Raw genomic sequence first — 18,159 nt, 5'->3', positions numbered from 1 at the left:
GGGAAGGCGGTGTCGCCGGCGTACCGCGCCGCATCCCCCAACTCCTCCTCGATCCGCAGCAACTGGTTGTACTTCGCCACCCGCTCCGACCGCGCCGGCGCACCCGTCTTGATCTGACCGGAACCCACCGCCACCGCCAGATCGGCGATGGTGGTGTCCTCCGTCTCCCCGGAGCGGTGACTCATCATCGTCTTGTACCCATTGTTATGGGCCAGGGCCACCGCGTCGAGAGTCTCGGTCAGCGTGCCGATCTGGTTGACCTTCACCAACAACGCATTGGCGGCGCCACGGGCGATACCGTCCTCCAAACGCTCCGGGTTGGTCACGAACAGGTCATCACCGACCAACTGCACCTTGTCCCCGACAGCGTCGGTCAGATCAACCCACCCCTGCCAATCATCCTCCGACAACGGATCCTCGATCGACACCAACGGGAACTCCCCGACCAAGCCCCGGTAGAACTCACCCATCTCCGCCGCCGACAGCGTCTTGCCCTCGAACCGGTACCCCTCCGGGCTGTAGAACTCCGTCGCCGCCACATCCAACGCCAACGCCACATCCGACCCGAGCGTGAGGCCGGTCTTCCCGATGGCCTCCGAGATCAGCTCCAACGCCTCCCGAGTACCAGCCACCGACGGCGCGAAACCACCCTCATCACCCAAACCGGTATTCAACCCCTTGGCCTTGAGCACCGACTTCAGCGAGTGATACACCTCCGCGCCCCAGCGCAGCGACTCCTTGAACGTCTCCGCCCCGATCGGCGCGACCATGAACTCCTGGACGTCGACGCCGCTGTCCGCGTGGGCGCCGCCGTTGAGGATGTTCATCATCGGCACCGGCAGAATGTGCGCGTTCGGACCGCCCAGGTAGCGGAAGAGGGGCAGCGCGGCCGACTCGGCGGCGGCCTTCGCCGCCGCCAGCGACACACCCAACAGGGCATTCGCGCCGAGCCGGCTCTTATCCGGGGTGCCATCCAGGTCCAGCAGCGTCTGGTCGATGATCCGCTGCTCATCAGCAGGGATACCGATCACCTCGGGCGCGATCACCTCCAACACACCCTCAACGGCCTTCGTCACGCCCTTACCCAGGTACCGGTCGCCACCATCACGCAGCTCGACCGCCTCATGCTCACCAGTGGACGCACCCGACGGCACCGCCGCCCGCGCGAAGCTCCCATCCGCCAACACGATCTCGACCTCGACCGTCGGATTACCACGCGAATCGAGAATCTCGCGGGCGCCTACCTGGATGATTTCGGACACGGTCTCTCCTTATGCACTGGCCGAGCTCGGGGCAACTCGGCACCCAGCCTAGTGCCCGGTGCACCCGAGACGAAGCCCGGCGCGCATGAAGTCCCGATCACACCGATCCGATCCACGCCGGGCCCGGGCCCGCGGCGCTACCCTGCGGTCATGTCCATTCCGGTGCTCGACCTCACCCTCCTCGACACCGACCCCGAGCAGTTCGACGGTGCCGTCCGCGCCGCCGCGCACGACGTCGGCTTCTTCTACCTGACGGGGCACGGCCTCCCGCCCGAGCGGATCGACGAGGTCCTCGCTGTGGCGCGCGACTTCTTCGCCCTACCGCAGGCGGAGAAGGACGCGATCGCGATGACGAACTCGCCGCACTTCCGGGGCTACACCCGGCTCGGCGGCGAGCTCACTCGCGGCGCGGTCGACTGGCGCGAGCAGATCGACATCGGACGAGAGGATGCAGGCCCGGCACCGTCGGGCGACGACCCGCAGGCTCCGGACTACCTGAACCTCCTCGGCCCGAATCAATGGCCCGCCTCCCTGCCGGCGTTGCGCTCGGTCATGGAGCGGTGGGACGCGGATCTGTCCCGGATATCCCTGCGGCTGTTGCGCTCGTGGGCGCGGTCGCTGGGCGCCGATCCGCACGTCTTCGACGAGGCCTTCGCCGAGCGGCCGGCGACGCTCATCAAGGTGGTGCGTTATCCGGCAGGCACGGATTCCGACCAGGGCGTCGGCGCGCACAAGGACTCCGGGGTGCTGACGCTGCTGCTGGTGGATCCCGCGTCGGAGGGCCTCCAGGTGCTGCCACCGGGCGCCGCGACGTGGCTCGACGTCCCGCCGCTGCCCGGGGCCTTCATCGTCAACATCGGCGAGATGCTGGAGGTGGGCACGGACGGGTACCTGCACGCCACCGAGCACCGCGTGGTGAACCGCAGCAGGGGCGCGGACCGGATCTCCGTGCCCTACTTCTTCAACCCGGCCGTGACCGCCCGGATGCCGCACCTGCCGCTCCCGCCGGAGCTGCGGACGGGCGTCACCGTCGACCCGGACAACCCGATCTTCGCCACCTACGGCGAGAACGCGTGGAAGAGCCGGCTGCGGGCGCACCCGGACGTCGCGGCGCGGCACTACCCGCAATCCGCCTCGTAGCCGCGGCCGGAAACCTATCGTGGGGCCATGACCGGCGCAGCACCGCTCGTCCTCGTCTACAGCTCGAACGCGCGGCACCGCGCGGAGATCACGGCGGCCCTGGGCACCAGACCCGCGCCCGATCGTCCGCCGATCACGGTCCTCGAGGCGGCGACCGCGCCGGCCGTGATCGCCCGGCTCGACGAGGGCGGCGTCGCCCTGGTCGTGCTCGACGGTGAAGCGTCCCCGGCGGGCGGGATGGGCCTCGCCCGGCAGGTGCGCGACGAGATCGACCCGTGCCCTCCGCTTCTGGTGGTCACGGCCCGTCGCGCGGACGGCTGGCTGGCACGCTGGTCCCAGGCCGACGACTGGGTGAGCCACCCCCTCGATCCGTTCGAGCTGGCGGGCGCCGCCGGGCGGCTGCTGGCGACGGCGACGCTGTAGAAAACCGACACGGTCGCCTCAAAAGCCCACCCCGAAGCAGACCGGGACATATAGTTGTGGTGCAGCTCACAACCTCACTCAGGGGAGCCTAACCGGTTCTGCTGAATGGGATTTCGCACACACCGCGGAGGGAGCATCGCCGTGAACCTGTACGTGCCCATCCTCGTACTGGGGGCGATCGCGGCCGCCTTCGCGGTCTTCTCCGTGGGCGTCGCCCGGTTCGTGGGGCCGCGCCGGATCAATCGCGCGAAGCTCGAGGCCTACGAGTGCGGCATCGATCCGTCGCCGACACCCGCCTCGGGCGGCGGACGGTTCCCGGTCAAGTTCTACCTGACGGCGATGCTCTTCATCATCTTCGACATCGAGATCGTCTTCCTCTACCCGTGGGCCGTGCACTTCGACGTCCTGGGCACCTACGGCCTGCTCGCCATGGCCCTGTTCCTGGTGAACGTCACGGTCGCCTACGCCTACGAATGGCGGCGGGGAGGTCTCGCATGGGATTGACGGGGTTGAGTCCATGGGCATAGAGGACAAGGTTCCGGGCGGTTTCCTGCTGTCCACGCTGGAAGTGGTGGCCGGGTACGCGCGGAAGGGATCGCTGTGGCCGGCCACGTTCGGCCTGGCGTGCTGTGCGATCGAGATGATGGCCACCACCGGCCCCCGGTTCGACATCGCCCGGTTCGGCATGGAGGCCTTCCGGGCCTCACCGCGCCAGGCGGACCTGATGATCGTCGCCGGCCGCGTCAGCCAGAAGATGGCGCCCGTGCTACGCCAGGTCTACGACCAGATGGCCGAGCCGAAATGGGTACTGGCCATGGGGGTCTGCGCCAGCTCGGGCGGTATGTTCAACAACTACGCGGTGGTCCAGGGCGTCGATCACGTGGTCCCGGTGGACATCTACCTCCCCGGCTGTCCGCCGCGGCCGGAGATGCTGCTGAACGCGCTGCTCGAACTGCACAAGCAGGTCGCGAAGACGCCGATGGGCGTCAACCGCGAGGCCGCCCGGCGGGCCGCGGAGGAGGCCGCGCTCGCCGCGCGCCCCACCATCGAGTTCAAGGGTCTGCTGCGATGAGCGAGACACCCGACGCCCCCGAACCGGGCGGCACCGTCGAACCCGCGACACCGCAGCCCGACGTGGTGCGCACCCGGACGGGCATGTTCAGCGGCGGCACGGGCGACACCTCGGGCTACGGGCGGATCACCCGCCCCGTCGTCATGCCGGGCCCGGGCGAGGAGCGGCTGCCCGACGGCTTCGACGGGGTGCTGGCGGTCCTGCGGGAGGCGCTGGGACGGTCCGTCGGGACCTCCTTCGACGATGCCGTCCGCGCGGTGGTCGTCCACCGCGGCGAGGTCACGCTGCGGGTGCCGCGCGAGCACGTGGTGGCGGTGGCGCGGCTCCTCCGCGACGAGCCGGCGCTCCGATTCGAGCTGTGCCTGGGCACCTCGGGCGTCCACTTCCCCGAGGACGCGGGCGCGGAGCTGCGCGCCGTGACCCACCTGGCGTCGATCACGCACGGGCGCCGGATCCGGATCGAGACCTCCTGTTCCGACGCGGATCCGCACATTCCGTCCCTGTTCGCGGTGTACCCCACCACGGACTGGCACGAGCGAGAGACGTACGACTTCTTCGGCATCGTCTTCGACGGGCACCCGTCGCTGACCCGGATCGAGATGCCGGACGACTGGGAGGGGCACCCGCAGCGCAAGGATTACCCGCTCGGCGGCATCGGCGTCGAGTTCCACGGCGCCGAGGTCTCCGCGCCCGACTCCCGGAGGTCCTACTCGTGACCGCCGACCACAGCGAGTTCACGGCGATGGGTTCCGACTGGGACGCGATCGCGGCCGATGCGATCGGCCAGGAACGAATCGTGGTGAACATGGGACCGCAGCACCCGTCCACGCACGGCGTGCTGCGGCTCATCCTCGAGCTCGACGGGGAGACGGTGACGGAGGCCCGGTGCGGGATCGGCTTCCTGCACACCGGCATCGAGAAGAACCTGGAGTTCCGCACCTGGACGCAGGGCACCACCTTCGTCACCCGCATGGACTACCTGGCGCCGCTGTTCAACGAGACGGCCTACTGCCTCGCGGTCGAGAAACTGCTCGGCATCACCGACGAGATCCCCGAGCGCGCCACCGTGATCCGTGTTCTGCTCATGGAGCTCAATCGGATCACCAGCCACCTCGTCGCGCTGGCGACCGGCGGCATGGAGCTAGGCGCGGTCTCTCCGATGCTCAAGGGCTTCGAGATCCGTGAGCAGATCCTCGACGTCTTCGAGACCATCACCGGGCTACGGATGAACCACGCCTACATCCGGCCCGGCGGCGTCGCGGCGGACCTGCCCGACGAGGCCGTGCCGCAGATCCGCGAGCTGCTGCGGACGCTCCCCAAGCAGCTCGCCGCGATGTCATCGATGCTCACCGACAACCCGATCTGGCTCGCCCGTACCAAGAACATCGGCTACCTGGACCTGACGGGCTGCATGGCCCTCGGCGTCACCGGGCCGGTGCTGCGGTCCACCGGCCTGCCGCACGACTTGCGACGCAGCGAACCCTACTGCGGCTACGAGGATTACGAGTTCGATGTGATCACCGACAGCGGCTGCGACTGCTACGGCCGGTACCTGATCCGGGTGAACGAGATGACGCAGTCGTTGCGCATCGTGGAGCAGTGCCTCGACCGGCTCGCCGCCGGCCCGGTCATGGTCGACGACGCCCGGCTCGGCTGGCCCGCCGATCTCGCGGTCGGCCCGGACGGCCTGGGCAATTCCCGCGCCCACATCGCCGAGATCATGGGCGAGTCGATGGAATCGCTGATCCGCCACTTCAAGCTGGTCACCGAGGGCTTCGCCGTCCCGCCCGGGCAGGTGGCCGTGTCGGTGGAGGCGCCGCGCGGCGAGCTCCTCGTGCACGCGGTCAGCGATGGCGGCACCCGCCCGTACCGGGTGCACTTCCGCGACCCGTCGTTCACGAATCTGCAGGCGGTGGCGGCCATGTGCGAGGGCGGCATGGTCTCCGACGTGATCGCGGCCGTCGCCAGCATCGACCCGGTGATGGGAGGGGTGGACCGATGAGCGAACCCGTCTTCCTCGAGTTCGGAGCGCGGCCGCAGGAGGCCGTGCAGCTCTACCGGCCCGGCGCGCCCACCGCGTACCCCGCGCCCGTCGCGGAGCGCCTCGCGGCCGACGCCGCGCAGCTGATCGCCCGCTATCCCGAGAAGCGGTCCGCCCTACTACCGCTGCTGCACCTGGTGCAGTCCGAGGACGGCTACATCACTCCCGCCGGCATCGAGTTCTGCGCGGCCGCACTGGGGCTCACGGCGGCGGAGGTCGTCTCCGTCGCCACCTTCTACTCGATGTACCGGCGCGGCCCCACCGGCGAGTACCTCGTCGGCGTCTGCACCACCACGTTGTGCGCGGTCCTCGGCGGCGACGCAATCCTCTCCGCACTGTGCGAGCACCTCGGGATCTCCCCCGGCGGCACCACCGACGACGGGAAGGTCACCGTCGAACGGATCGAGTGCAACGCGGCGTGCGACTACGCCCCCGTCCTCATGGTGAACTGGGAGTTCTTCGACGACCAGACGGTCGCGAGCGCCCGCGACCTGGTCGACGCGCTCCGGGCGGGCCGGGCACCGTCGCCCACCCGCGGCGCGCCGCTGGGCACCTTCCGCGAGACCGCCCGGCTGCTGGCCGGTTTCGACGACGACCGTCCGGGAGCCGTCTCCGCCTCGGGCGCCGGCGGCGGACCGACGATGGCCGGGCTGAAGGCCGCCCGGGAGGCGCAGCCATGACCGCGCACCTGACGCCCGTGCTCTCCGCCCACTGGGGCGAGGCCGAGCCGTGGACCCTCGACTCCTACCGCGCGAGCGGCGGGTACACCGGCCTGGACCGCGCGCTCGCGATGACGCCCGACGAGGTGATCGCCCTGGTCAAGGACGCCGGGCTGCGCGGCCGCGGCGGCGCCGGCTTCCCGACCGGCCTGAAGTGGAGCTTCATCCCCCAGCTGCGCGAGGGCGAGCCGCCGAAGCCCGGTGCCGACAAACCGCACTACCTCGTGGTGAACGCCGACGAGTCCGAGCCCGGCACGTGCAAGGACATGCCGCTCATGTTCGCCACCCCGCACACCCTGATCGAAGGCGTCATCATCGCCTCCTACGCGATCCGCGCGCGGCAGGCGTTCATCTACGTGCGCGGCGAAGTGCTGGGCGTGCAGCGCCGGCTGCGGGCGGCCGTCGCCGAGGCTTACGCCGCGGGCTACCTCGGAAAACCGCTCGGGGCGAACGGATTCACCGTCGACCTGGTGGTGCACGGCGGCGCCGGCGCGTACATCTGCGGCGAGGAGACGGCACTGCTCGACTCGCTGGAGGGCCGTCGCGGCCAGCCCCGGCTGCGGCCGCCCTTCCCCGCGGTGGCGGGCCTGTACGCCTCGCCGACGTGCGTCAACAACGTCGAGTCGATCGCGAGCGTGCCCGCGATCCTGGCGAACGGCGCGGACTGGTTCCGCACGATGGGCAGCGAGAAGTCGCCCGGCTTCACGCTGTACTCGGTGTCCGGGCACGTCGTCCGGCCCGGCCAGTACGAGGCGGCGCTCGGCGTGACGCTGCGCGAGATCCTGGAGCTGGCGGGCGGGGTGCGGCCCGGGCACGAGCTCAAGTTCTGGACCCCGGGCGGGTCGTCGACCCCGCTGCTCACGGCGGAGCACCTCGACGTCCCGCTCGACTACGAGGGCGTCGCGGGAGCCGGCTCGATGCTCGGCACGAAGGCACTGCAGATCTTCGACGAGACCGTCTGCGTGGTGCGGGCGGTGCTGCGCTGGCTGGAGTTCTACGCCCACGAATCGTGCGGCAAGTGCACACCGTGCCGCGAGGGCACCTACTGGCTGGTGCGGCTGCTGCGCCGACTCGAGGAGGGCGAGGGCCGCACAGAGGATCTGGGCACGCTCGCCGAGGTGGCCGACGGTGTCCTCGGCAAGGCCTTCTGCGCACTCGGCGACGGTGCCGCGAGCCCGATCCAGTCCTCACTGAAGTACTTCCGCACGGAGTACGAGCGGCATGTGACCGAGGGCGGCTGCCCCTTCGACCCCGCGGCGTCCCTGCGCGAGGCGCCCGTCCCGGGAGGTGCGCTGTGACGGTCAAGGCCAGCATCGACGGCATCGAGATCGAGGTGCCCGACGGCACCCTGGTGATCCGGGCCGCGGAGGATCTGGGCATCGCGATCCCCCGGTTCTGCGATCATCCGCTGCTCGCGCCGGCCGGCGCCTGCCGGCAGTGCCTGGTGGAGGTGGAGGGCCAGCGCAAACCGCTCGCCTCCTGCACCACGACGGTGACCGACGGAATGGTCGTGCGCACCCAGGCCACGTCCGCGGCCGCCGCGGGCGCGCAGCGCAGCGTCATGGAACTGCTGCTGGTGAACCATCCGCTGGATTGTCCGGTGTGCGACAAGGGCGGCGAGTGCCCGCTGCAGAATCAGGCCATGTCGGCCGGACGAGCCGTCTCCCGCTTCCCCGCCGCCGACAAGCGCACCTACCCTAAGCCCATCCCCCTATCGGCGGAGATCGTCCTCGACCGCGAGCGCTGCGTGCTGTGCGCCCGGTGCACGCGGTTCTCCGACGAGATCGCCGGCGACGACTTCATCGAACTGATGGATCGCGGTGCGCTGCAACAGGTGGGCGTCGCGGGCGATCAGCCGCTCGACTCCTACTTCTCCGGCAATACGGTGCAGATCTGCCCCGTCGGCGCGCTCACCAACACCTCGTACCGGTTCCGCGCGCGGCCCTTCGACCTGACCTCCACCCCGTCGGCCTGCGAGCACTGCGCCAGCGGCTGCGGCCTGCGCGTGGACCACCGGCGCGGGCAGGTACTGCGCCGCCTGGCCGGCGACGACCCCGAGGTCAACGAGGAGTGGAACTGCGACAAGGGCCGCTGGGCCTTCGCCTACGCGACGCAGCCCGACCGGCTGACGACGCCCCTGGTCCGCGGCGCCGACGGTGACCTCGCCCCCGCCTCGTGGCCCGAGGCCATCGCGGCCGCCGCCCGGGGCCTGACCGGCCGCGCCGCGGGGGTCCTCGCCGGCGGGCGCGGCACCGTCGAGGACCTGTACGCCTACTCGGCCTTCGCGCGGATCGCGCTGCACACGAACGACATCGACTTCCGGATCCGGCCGCACAGCGCGGAGGAGGCCGCCTTCCTGGCCTCCGGCGCCGCGGGGGACGTCACCTACAGCGATCTCGAGGCGGCCCCCGTCGTCCTGCTCGCGGGCTTCGAGCCCGAGGAGGAGTCGCCGATCGTGCACCTGCGGCTGCGCAAAGCGGTGCGGGCCGGTGGCACCCGGGTCCTGTCGATCGCCCCGTTCGCCTCCCGCGGCCTGGGCCGTCTCGACGGCACCCTGCTCCCCTGCCGGCCCGGCGACGAACCCGCCGCCCTCGCGGACGCCGCCCTCGCCGAGCAGCTGTCGGCGCCCGGGGCCGTGATCCTCGTCGGCGAACGGCTCGCCGAATCCCCCGGCGCCCTCGCCGCAGCGGCCGGGCTCGCCGAGGCCACCGGGGCGCGCCTGGCCTGGATCCCGCGCCGCGCCGGCGAACCCGGCGCCGTCGCCGCGGGCGCCCTCGCCGGGCTGCTCCCCGGCGGCCGCCTCGCCACGGACGACGCCCACCGGGCGGAGCTCGAAACGCACTGGGGCGTACCGCTGCCCGACGGCCCCGGCCGTGACACCGCCGGCATCCTCGCCGCCGCCGCGGCCGGCGACCTGCCCGCACTCGTGTGCGGCGCGGTCGACGTCGGAGATCTGCCCGATCCCGAGGCGGCGCGCCGCGCACTGGATTCCGCCTTCGTCGTGAGCCTGGAGCAACGGACTTCGGAGGTCACCGCCCGGGCCGACGTGGTGCTCCCCGTCGCCACCGTGGCCCAGCGCGGGGGCACCTTCCGCAACTGGGAGGGGCGGTCCCGGTCCTTCGCCGCGGCGCTGCCCTCGCCGGGCGCGCCCGCGGACGCGCGGGTCCTCGCCGTCCTCGCACAGGCGATGCGGGCCGACCTCGGTTTCACCGATGTCGACGGTGCCGCCGCCGCCCTCCGCGCCCTGGGCACCGTCCGCCCGCCCCGCCGGCCCGTGACCGCGAAGCCCGGCACCGTCGCGGCTCCCGGCGACGGCGAGGCCCTCCTCACCACGTGGCGCCAGCTGCTGGATCTCGGCCGCGGACAGGACGGCGAGCCGGACCTCGCGGCGACGGCGCGCCCTCCCGTCGCCCGGATGTCGCCGGCCACCGCTGCCGGAATCCTCGCCGCAGACGGCACACCCGTGGCGATCTCGACCGCCCGGGGCACGATCACCCTGCCGCTCGCCGTCACGGACATGCCCGACCGCGTGGTCTGGGTACCGCGGAACTCGCCGGGCAGCACCGTCGCCGAGACGCTCGGCATCGGGTCGGGGGCCGTGGTCGGGATCGGGGTGGCGCGATGACGACCGCCCTCGGTGCACAGGCGCCCGTCGACCTCTCCGCCTTCGGCCGCGATCCGTGGTGGCTGATCCTCGCGAAAGCCGTGGCGGTCTTCGCCTTCCTGGTGCTGACGGTGCTGGCCGCGATCCTCGTCGAGCGCAAGGTGATGGCCCGGATGCAGCACCGGTACGGACCGAACCGGGTGGGGCCCTTCGGGATCCTGCAGTCGCTCGCCGACGGCATCAAGCTCGCGCTCAAGGAGGGACTCACCCCGGCGGGCGTGGACAAGCCCGTCTACCTGCTGGCACCGATCATCGCCACGATCCCCGCGTTCATGGCCTTCGCGGTCATCCCGTTCGGGCCGCAGGTCTCGGTGTTCGGTACCTCGACGCCGTTGCAGCTCACCGATCTCCCGGTCGCGGTGCTCTACATCCTCGCCATCACCAGCATCGGCGTCTACGGCATCGTGCTGGCCGGCTGGGCGTCCGGCTCCACCTACCCGCTGCTCGGCGGCCTCCGCTCCACGGCCCAGGTGATCAGCTACGAGGTGGCGATGGGCCTGTCCTTCGCCGCGGTCTTCCTGTACGCGGGCACCATGGCGACCTCCGGCATCGTCGCGCGGCAGGACGGCACCTGGTTCGTCTTCCTCCTGCTGCCCTCGTTCGCGGTGTACGTGGTCTCGATGGTGGGCGAAACCAACCGCGCCCCGTTCGACCTGCCCGAGGCCGAGGGCGAGCTCGTCGGCGGCTTCCACACCGAGTACAGCTCACTGAAGTTCGCGATGTTCATGCTCGCGGAGTACGTGAACATGACCACCGTCTCCGCCCTCGCGACCACCCTGTTCCTCGGTGGCTGGCACGCTCCGTGGCCGCTGAACATGTGGGACGGCGCGAATTCCGGCTGGTGGCCGGTGCTCTGGTTCGTGGGTAAGGTCTGGTGCTTCCTGTTCGCCTTCATCTGGCTGCGCACCACGCTGCCGCGCCTGCGCTACGACCAGTTCATGCGGTTCGGCTGGCAACTGCTCATCCCGACGGCGCTGGCCTGGGTGCTCGTCGCGGGTGCCGTCCGGGCGTGGGCCGTCGCCGGCCACTCCACGACGGTGCTGGCCCCGGCGGTTTCGCTCGTCTTCACGCTCGCCGTCCTCGCGGTCCTGGTTCTGCGGCACCGTCGGCAGAAGGGAGCGACATCGGGCCCCGATGCCTCCGATGATCCGTCGCTGCCGCAACGGGTGACGTTCTCGTTGCCCTTCGATCCGATGGCCGGCGGCTTCCCGGTGCCGCCCATGCCGGGCCAGTACCTGTCCGAGCCCTCGCGGCGCGCCCTGCCGCGCGAGGCCGATGCGAAGGAGGCGTCCCATGGCTGATGCTGCATCGCCCCCACCCGGAGGCCACCCGCTCGGCCTCGCCGGCTTCGGCGTGACCCTGCGGACCATGTTCAGCAGGCCCGTCACGGAGAACTATCCAGAGCAGAAATCCCCCGTGGCCGGCCGCTATCACGGGCGGCATCAGCTCAATCGGTACGCCGACGGCCTGGAGAAGTGCATCGGCTGCGAGCTGTGCGCCTGGAGCTGCCCCGCCGACGCGATCTACGTGGAGGGCGCCGACAACACCGAGGAGGAGCGCTACTCCCCCGGCGAACGGTACGGCCGCACCTACCAGATCAACTACCTGCGGTGCATCGGATGCGGCCTGTGCGTCGAGGCCTGCCCCACCCGCGCGCTGACGATGACCGACGACTACGAAATGGCCGGCGACGACCGCGGCGCGCTGATCTACGACAAGGACGACCTCCTCGCCCCGCTGCACGAGGGCGAGGTCCCGCCGCCGCACGGCATGCGCGAGGGACTGACCGCGGCCGACTACTACCGGGGGGCGGTGGACTCGTGACCGGTGAGGAGTGGTCGTTCTGGATCCTGGCCGTCCCGGCCGTGCTCTTCGCCCTGGGGGTGGTACTCGCGTCCAAGGCCGTGTACTCGGCGCTGTGCCTCGCGGCCACGATGATCCTGCTCGCGATCGCCTACATCGCCCAGGGCGCCACCTTCCTCGGTGTCGTGCAGATCGTGGTCTACACGGGCGCCGTGATGATGCTCTTCCTGTTCGTGGTGATGCTCGTGGGCGTCGACTCGTCCGACTCGCTCGTCGAGACGCTGCGCGGGCACCGGATCGCCGCCGCCGTCGCCGGACTCGGCTTCGGCGTTCTGCTCATCAGTCTCGTGGCCCGGGCCGTACTGCCGGGGCCGGCCGCCGAGGCGGGACCCGGTGAGCACGCGCCGAACTCCGTGGAGGCCCTCGCCGACACGGTCTTCGTGCGCTACCTGTGGGCCTTCGAGCTCACCGCCGCGCTGCTCATCACCGCGACGCTGGGCGCGATGATCCTGGCGCACCGGGAGAAGCCGGCCACCGCGCTCTCGCAGCGGGAGCAGTCGGTCCGCCGGTTCCGCGAGGGCCGCCGCGCCACGCCGCTGCCCAACCCCGGCGTCTACGCCCTGGGCAACGCCGTCGACCTGCCGGCCCTGCTGCCCGACGGGACCCCGTCGCCCGATTCGGTGAACCACACGCTCACCCCTCGTGCCCCCGAGCACCGTCGGGCGATCCCCGGACGCGGGAACTCCCTGGACGACGACGTCCCGCACGTGCTCCGCGACGAGGAGGTGTCGCCGTGAACCCGCATCTCTACCTGTACCTCGCCGCGCTGCTGTTCGCGATCGGCTCCGCCGGGGTGCTGCTGCGCCGCAACGCCATCGTGGTCTTCATGTGCGTGGAGCTGATGCTCAACGCCGCCAACCTGGCCCTGGTCACCGCGGGCCGGATCCACGCGGTGCCGCACGGGCAGGTGCTCGCCTTCTTCACCATGGTCGTGGCGGCCGCCGAGGTCGTGGTCGGTCTGGCGATCATCATCGCCATCTTCCGGGTCCGACGGTCCGTCTCCGTCGACGAGCCGCACCTGCTGAGGCGGTGAGAGGTGACCGGACTGCTCGCGGCACTGCCGCTGATCCCCCTCGCCGGAGCGGCGGTGCTGCTGCTCGGCGGGCGCCGCACGAACCCCTGGGGACACCTGTTCGGAACCGCGGTCGCGGCGGCCTCCTTCGTGGTCGCGGCAGTCTCCTTCGGGCTGCTCGTGGCCCGGGATCCGGCGGACCGGTCGGTGAGCACGGTGCTGTACCACTGGTTCTCGGGCGGCTCGCTGTCCGTGGATCTGGCGCTCCGGCTGGACCAGCTGTCGGTGTGCTTCGCACTCCTGATCACCGGCGTCGGCACGCTGATCCACGTCTACTCGATCGGCTACATGGCGCACGATCCGGGGCGCCGACGGTTCTTCGGTTACCTCAACCTGTTCCTCGGCGCGATGCTGGTGCTGGTGCTGGCCGACAACCTGGTCGTCCTCTATCTCGGCTGGGAGGGCGTGGGTCTCGCCTCGTACCTGCTCATCGGCTTCTGGCAGCACAAGCCCTCGGCGGCGACCGCGGCGCGCAAGGCCTTCCTCGTCAACAGAGTCGGCGACATGGGCCTGGCACTGGCCGTGGCCGTCGCCCTGATGACCTTCGGCACCACTGCCTTCGGCGAGTTCCTGCCCCGCGCGGGTGAGGCCGGCGAGGGCACGCTCACCTGGCTCGGACTGCTGCTGCTCCTCGCCGCATGCGCCAAATCCGCGCAGGTGCCGCTCCAGAGCTGGCTCGGCGACGCGATGGAGGGCCCCACTCCCGTCTCGGCCCTGATCCACGCCGCCACCATGGTGACCGCCGGCGTCTACCTCATCGTGCGCTGCGGCCCCGTCTTCGAGGCCGCGCCGGTGGCACAGGGATTCGTTCTCGCCGTCGGCGCGATCACCCTGCTCTTCGGCGCGGTGATCGGCTGTGCGAAGGACGACATCAAGAAGGCGCTCGCCGCGTCGACCATGAGCCAGATCGGCTACATGGTGCTGGCCGCGGGACTCGGCCCGGCCGGCTACGCCCTGGCGATCGCGCACCTCCTGGCGCACGGCTGCTTCAAAGCGGGGCTCTTCCTCGGCGCGGGCTCGGTGATGCACGGGATGAACGACGAGACGGACATGCGCCGCTACGGCGGCCTGGGCAGGGTCATGCCGGTCACGGCGATCACCTTCGGCCTCGGCTACCTCGCGATCATCGGCGTGCCACCGCTGTCCGGCTTCTTCACCAAGGACGGGATCATCGAGGCGGCCCTCGGCCGTGGCGGGTTCTGGGGTGTCGTGCTGGGCGGCGCAACGATCCTCGGCGCGGGGATCACGGGCTTCTACATGACGAGGGTGATGGTGCTGACCTTCTTCGGATCCCCCCGCTGGCGCGAGGGCACGCATCCGCACGAGTCGCCGAGCGTGATGACCGCGCCGATGATCGTCCTGGCGCTCGGCAGCATCGGCGCCGGCGCGCTCCTGGTGATCGGCGGCACGCTCTCCGACTTCCTCGCTCCCGCTGTCGGTTCCGCGCCCGAGGCGCACCACGCGATCCCCGCGTGGGCGGTCACGCTGCTGGTGCTCGGCGCCGTCGCGATCGGCGTCGCCGTCGCGATCCGGGTCACGCGCGCCGTGCCGTTGACGGCACCGTCGGAGGTGAGCGCCGTGACCCGCGCGGCCCGGCAGGACCTGTACGGAGACGCCCTCAACGAGGCTCTGTTCCAGCGGCCCGGGCAGGCGGCCACGGCGGCCCTCCTGGTGGCCGAGCGCAGGGGCATAGACGGGGCCGTCGAGGCGATCCCCACGGGCGTGCATCTCGGCTCGATCCTGCTGCGGCGCTCGCAGACCGGGTACGCGCGGAGCTACGCGCTGGCCATGCTGGCCGGGACGGCGGTGCTCATCGGCGCCGCGGCGGTGTGGCTCTCATGACCGGGCCGTGGCTGACGCTGCTGTGGGCGGCGCCCGCGGTCGGGGCGGTCGCCGCCGCGGCGGTGCCCCGCGCGGCGCGGTGGATCGGGCTGGCCGCCTCCGTCATCGCGCTGCTGATCGGCATCGGGCTGGCGTGCGCCTTCGACCCCGCGGGCGGATACCAGTTCGTCGAATCACACTCCTGGATACCGTCCTTCGGCGCCGGCTATCGCCTGGGGCTCGACGGCGCCGGGCTCGTGCTGGTGCTGCTCACCGCCGCGCTGCTGCCCCTCCTGCTGCTCGCCGCGTGGCGCGAGACCGCGCCGGGCGCCGGGAGCGGAGCGAGTGGGCCGGATCGACACGGCGCGCGCCGGCCTGGCACCTACGTCGCGCTGACCCTGGCGGTCGAGGCGATGGTGCTGGTCAGCTTCGTCACCACCGACGTGCTGCTGTTCTACCTGGTCTTCGAGGCCATGCTGATCCCGCTGTACTTCCTGCTCGCCGGGTTCGGCGGCACCGGAAGCGAATCCGGGGTCCGCGCCCACGCGGCCGTGAAGTTCCTGCTCTACAACCTCGCCGGCGGGCTCGTCATGCTCGCGGCGGTCGTCGGGCTGTACGCCGCGGCCGGCACCTTCGACCTGCGGGCCCTCCTCGACGGTGCCCGGCCCGGCCCCGGTCTCACGCAGGACCTGCTGTTCCTGGGCTTCCTGTTCGCCTTCGCGGTGAAGGCGCCCCTGTGGCCGCTGCACACCTGGCTGCCCGGCGCCGCCGTGCAGACGAATCCGCCGACGGCCGTGCTCATGATGGCGATCGTCGACAAGGTCGGCACTTTCGCGATGCTGCGCTACTGCCTCACGCTGTTCCCCGACGCGGCCGCACGGTTCGCGCCGTGGGTCGCGGCGCTGGCGGTGGTGGGCATCGTCTACGGGGCGATCCTCGCGATCGGGCAGTCGGATGTGATGGCGCTCATCGCCTACACCTCGATCAGCCACTTCGGCTTCATCATCCTGGGCGTCTTCGCGCGCACCGGCGACTCCCAGGCCGGTTCCGTGCTCTACATGGTCAACCACGGCGTCGCGACGGCCGCGCTCTTCCTGACCGCCGGAATCCTGGTCGCACGGCGCGGCAGCCGCGAGATCGCGGACTTCGGCGGCGCGTGGTCGCGCGCGCCGAAGCTCGGTGCGATCTTCCTCCTCGCGGGCCTGGCCACCCTGTCGCTGCCCGGACTGGGCCCCTTCGTCTCCGAGCTTCTGGTGGTGGTCGGCACGTACTCCCGGTGGGCGGTCGCTGCGATCGTCTCCGTGGTCGCGCTGGTGCTGTCCGCGATGTACGTCCTGTGGACCTACCAGCGGATGTTCACCGGCCCGGTGCCGGAGGGGGTCGAGAGCGCTTTCGGCGCCGGGAGCGCAGCGAGCGGGCCGCATGATTTCGGCGCCGGGAGCGCAGCGAGCGGGCCGCATGATTTCGGCGCCGGGAGCGCAGCGAGCGGGCCGCATGATTCCGGCGATGCCCGGCCGCGTGAGCTGCTCGTCCTTGTCCCCCTCGTGGTCGCGCTCTTCGCGCTCGGCCTGTTCCCCGCCCCCGCGCTCGACGCGATCAACCCGGCGGTCTCGCCCACGGTCGCGGAGGTCGCGCGATGAACGTGCACGTGGAGTACTCGGAGATCGCACCGGCCCTGATCGTCTTCGCGACGGCGATCATGGGCGTCCTGGTGGAGTCCTTCGCGCCCGCCGGGGCGCGGGCGCGCGCCCACGCGGTGCTGAGCGGGGGCGCAGTGATCGCCGCGCTGGTCGCCGTGGCACTGCTCGCCGACACCGGGGCGCGGCCACGGGCGATCCTCGCGGGGTCCGTCACCGACGACGGCCTCTCGCTCGCCCTCCAGGGCGTGCTCCTGATCTCCACCCTGCCGGCGCTGGCGCTGATGGTGGCGCGCTACGACTCGCTGACCCACACCGAGGCGGTGCCACTGACGCTGTTCGCGCTGGGCGGCATGCTGGCCTTCGTCTCGGCGCAGGACTGGCTGACGCTGTTCGTGGCGCTCGAGGTCTTCTCGCTGCCGCTCTACCTGCTGTGCGCGCTGGCGAAACGCCGGGGCCTGCTCCCGCTCGAGGCGGCACTGAAGTACTTCCTGCTGGGCGCGTTCAGCTCCGCGATCCTGTTGTTCGGTGTCGCGCTGCGCTTCGCGGCCACCGGCTCCACGTCGATCACGGCGGCCCCGCAGGACGCCGTCCTCGGTACGGTCGGCGCGGCGCTGATCGCCGTCGGTCTGCTGTTCAAGGTGGGCGCCGTGCCCTTCCACTCCTGGGTGCCCGACGTCTACCAGGGCGCCCCGACGCCGGTCACGGCGTTCATGGCGGCGGCGACGAAGGTCGCGGCCTTCGGTGTGATCATCCGGCTCACGCTGGTGGCCTTCCGGGACGTGCCGTGGCGGCCCGTGGTCGCCGCCGTGGCCGTGTTGACCGTGATCGTGGGCTCGGTCGTCGCCGTCACCCAGTCGGACGTCAAACGTCTGCTCGCCTACTCCGCCGTCGCGCACACGGGCTTCCTGCTCATCGGCGTCTTCGCGGGCACGGTGCGCGGCACCGGCGCCGTCTGCTTCTACCTGGCCGTCTACGGGATCAGCACGGTCGGCGCGTTCGCGGTGGCCGCCGCCGTGCGCGAGAGCCGGCCGGACGGCAGCACCGTCGAAGTGGCGGACCTGGACCGGTGGGCCGGGCTGGGGCGCTCCCGGCCGCTGCTCGCGGGCGCGATGGCGTTGTTCCTGCTCTCCTTCGCGGGCATCCCGCTGACCGCCGGATTCGCGGGCAAGTTCGCTGTCTTCACCGCCGCGGCCCAGCGGGGCGGCGGGTGGCTCGTCGTGGTCGGCGTGCTCGCCAGCGCCCTCGCCGCGGCGTTCTACCTCCGCGTCCTCGTGACCATGTACTTCGCCCCGGCGCACGAGTTCGCGCCGGACGTGCCGCGGGTCGATCCTCTGACGGGGTTCGCGATCGCGCTGGGCGTCGCCGCCGTCGTGGTGCTGGGCGTCTTCCCGCAGCCGCTGTTGGACCTGTTCGCCGACCTCACGGTGTTCACCGGACGGTAA

Annotated in this window: 17 protein-coding genes; 16 read left to right on the top strand and 1 reads right to left on the bottom strand. The window is 71.4% G+C overall.

The window, feature by feature from the left end; genetic code table 11:
• The coding region (gene eno / locus AC21LY_RS14225) for a phosphopyruvate hydratase (RefSeq protein ID WP_489047144.1) at positions 1–1,262 on the bottom strand (1,262 nt) is incomplete at its 3' end.
• A 150-nt stretch (positions 1,263–1,412) separates the two neighbouring features.
• Between eno and AC21LY_RS14220 the strand changes: the two genes are divergently transcribed.
• From AC21LY_RS14220 to nuoN, 16 genes are all read left to right on the top strand, one after another.
• A complete protein-coding gene (locus AC21LY_RS14220) occupies positions 1,413–2,402 on the top strand; it encodes an isopenicillin N synthase family dioxygenase (protein ID WP_489047143.1) in 990 nt (329 codons plus the stop codon).
• A gap of 27 nt (positions 2,403–2,429) precedes the next feature.
• Positions 2,430–2,825, top strand: a complete 396-nt coding sequence (locus AC21LY_RS14215) for a hypothetical protein (RefSeq protein WP_489047142.1) — start codon at positions 2,430–2,432, stop codon at positions 2,823–2,825.
• Between the two features lie 141 nt (positions 2,826–2,966).
• Entirely contained in the window at positions 2,967–3,329 is a 363-nt protein-coding gene (locus tag AC21LY_RS14210; protein WP_489047141.1) for an NADH-quinone oxidoreductase subunit A, read from the top strand.
• 13 nt (positions 3,330–3,342) lie between these two features.
• Positions 3,343–3,897 carry a NuoB/complex I 20 kDa subunit family protein gene (locus tag AC21LY_RS14205; protein ID WP_489047140.1) on the top strand — a complete coding sequence of 185 codons (555 nt, stop codon included), beginning with the start codon at positions 3,343–3,345 and terminating at the stop codon, positions 3,895–3,897.
• A complete protein-coding gene (locus AC21LY_RS14200) occupies positions 3,894–4,613 on the top strand; it encodes an NADH-quinone oxidoreductase subunit C (protein ID WP_489047139.1) in 720 nt (239 codons plus the stop codon). Before AC21LY_RS14205 ends, AC21LY_RS14200 begins: the two co-directional genes overlap by 4 nt.
• 26 nt (positions 4,614–4,639) lie before the next feature.
• The gene (locus AC21LY_RS14195) at positions 4,640–5,899 is read left to right on the top strand and encodes an NADH-quinone oxidoreductase subunit D (RefSeq protein ID WP_489047161.1); all 1,260 of its coding nucleotides are present in this window, start codon (positions 4,640–4,642) and stop codon (positions 5,897–5,899) included.
• Positions 5,896–6,618, top strand: a complete 723-nt coding sequence (nuoE, locus tag AC21LY_RS14190) for an NADH-quinone oxidoreductase subunit NuoE (protein ID WP_489047138.1) — start codon at positions 5,896–5,898, stop codon at positions 6,616–6,618. The genes AC21LY_RS14195 and nuoE overlap by 4 nt, the downstream gene beginning before the upstream one ends.
• Positions 6,615–7,955 (top strand): NADH-quinone oxidoreductase subunit NuoF, encoded by a 1,341-nt coding sequence (gene nuoF, locus AC21LY_RS14185; RefSeq protein WP_489047136.1) that lies wholly within the window; start codon positions 6,615–6,617, stop codon positions 7,953–7,955. The genes nuoE and nuoF overlap by 4 nt, the downstream gene beginning before the upstream one ends.
• Positions 7,952–10,282 (top strand): NADH-quinone oxidoreductase subunit G, encoded by a 2,331-nt coding sequence (locus AC21LY_RS14180; protein ID WP_489047134.1) that lies wholly within the window; start codon positions 7,952–7,954, stop codon positions 10,280–10,282. Before nuoF ends, AC21LY_RS14180 begins: the two co-directional genes overlap by 4 nt.
• Entirely contained in the window at positions 10,279–11,622 is a 1,344-nt protein-coding gene (nuoH, locus tag AC21LY_RS14175) for an NADH-quinone oxidoreductase subunit NuoH (RefSeq protein ID WP_489047133.1), read from the top strand. The genes AC21LY_RS14180 and nuoH overlap by 4 nt, the downstream gene beginning before the upstream one ends.
• Positions 11,615–12,145: an NADH-quinone oxidoreductase subunit NuoI gene (gene nuoI / locus AC21LY_RS14170; RefSeq protein ID WP_489047132.1), complete on the top strand. Its 531-nt coding sequence runs from the start codon at positions 11,615–11,617 to the stop codon at positions 12,143–12,145. Before nuoH ends, nuoI begins: the two co-directional genes overlap by 8 nt.
• Positions 12,142–12,921 (top strand): NADH-quinone oxidoreductase subunit J, encoded by a 780-nt coding sequence (locus AC21LY_RS14165; protein ID WP_489047131.1) that lies wholly within the window; start codon positions 12,142–12,144, stop codon positions 12,919–12,921. The genes nuoI and AC21LY_RS14165 overlap by 4 nt, the downstream gene beginning before the upstream one ends.
• Positions 12,918–13,217 carry an NADH-quinone oxidoreductase subunit NuoK gene (nuoK, locus tag AC21LY_RS14160; RefSeq protein WP_489047130.1) on the top strand — a complete coding sequence of 100 codons (300 nt, stop codon included), beginning with the start codon at positions 12,918–12,920 and terminating at the stop codon, positions 13,215–13,217. Before AC21LY_RS14165 ends, nuoK begins: the two co-directional genes overlap by 4 nt.
• Before the next feature lie 3 nt (positions 13,218–13,220).
• Entirely contained in the window at positions 13,221–15,098 is a 1,878-nt protein-coding gene (nuoL, locus tag AC21LY_RS14155; RefSeq protein WP_489047129.1) for an NADH-quinone oxidoreductase subunit L, read from the top strand.
• The gene (locus tag AC21LY_RS14150; protein ID WP_489047128.1) at positions 15,095–16,717 is read left to right on the top strand and encodes an NADH-quinone oxidoreductase subunit M; all 1,623 of its coding nucleotides are present in this window, start codon (positions 15,095–15,097) and stop codon (positions 16,715–16,717) included. Before nuoL ends, AC21LY_RS14150 begins: the two co-directional genes overlap by 4 nt.
• Entirely contained in the window at positions 16,714–18,159 is a 1,446-nt protein-coding gene (nuoN, locus tag AC21LY_RS14145; RefSeq protein ID WP_489047127.1) for an NADH-quinone oxidoreductase subunit NuoN, read from the top strand. Before AC21LY_RS14150 ends, nuoN begins: the two co-directional genes overlap by 4 nt.

It is taken from the genome of Tsukamurella sp. II2bb (genome assembly GCF_057815145.1).
Note: the sequence above shows the minus strand (reverse complement) of the source record. Positions and strands in the feature narration are given on the sequence as shown.

Excerpts from the sequence above, each read along its gene's own strand:
- AC21LY_RS14220 (WP_489047143.1), top strand. The coding sequence starts at position 1,413 with ATGTCCATTCCGGTGCTCGACCTCACCCTCCTCGACACCGACCCCGAG.
- AC21LY_RS14215 (WP_489047142.1), top strand. The coding sequence starts at position 2,430 with ATGACCGGCGCAGCACCGCTCGTCCTCGTCTACAGCTCGAACGCGCGG.
- AC21LY_RS14205 (WP_489047140.1), top strand. The coding sequence starts at position 3,343 with ATGGGCATAGAGGACAAGGTTCCGGGCGGTTTCCTGCTGTCCACGCTG.
- AC21LY_RS14200 (WP_489047139.1), top strand. The coding sequence starts at position 3,894 with ATGAGCGAGACACCCGACGCCCCCGAACCGGGCGGCACCGTCGAACCC.
- AC21LY_RS14195 (WP_489047161.1), top strand. The coding sequence starts at position 4,640 with ATGGGTTCCGACTGGGACGCGATCGCGGCCGATGCGATCGGCCAGGAA.
- nuoE (WP_489047138.1), top strand. The coding sequence starts at position 5,896 with ATGAGCGAACCCGTCTTCCTCGAGTTCGGAGCGCGGCCGCAGGAGGCC.
- nuoF (WP_489047136.1), top strand. The coding sequence starts at position 6,615 with ATGACCGCGCACCTGACGCCCGTGCTCTCCGCCCACTGGGGCGAGGCC.
- nuoH (WP_489047133.1), top strand. The coding sequence starts at position 10,279 with ATGACGACCGCCCTCGGTGCACAGGCGCCCGTCGACCTCTCCGCCTTC.
- nuoI (WP_489047132.1), top strand. The coding sequence starts at position 11,615 with ATGGCTGATGCTGCATCGCCCCCACCCGGAGGCCACCCGCTCGGCCTC.
- AC21LY_RS14150 (WP_489047128.1), top strand. The coding sequence starts at position 15,095 with ATGACCGGGCCGTGGCTGACGCTGCTGTGGGCGGCGCCCGCGGTCGGG.
- nuoN (WP_489047127.1), top strand. The coding sequence starts at position 16,714 with ATGAACGTGCACGTGGAGTACTCGGAGATCGCACCGGCCCTGATCGTC.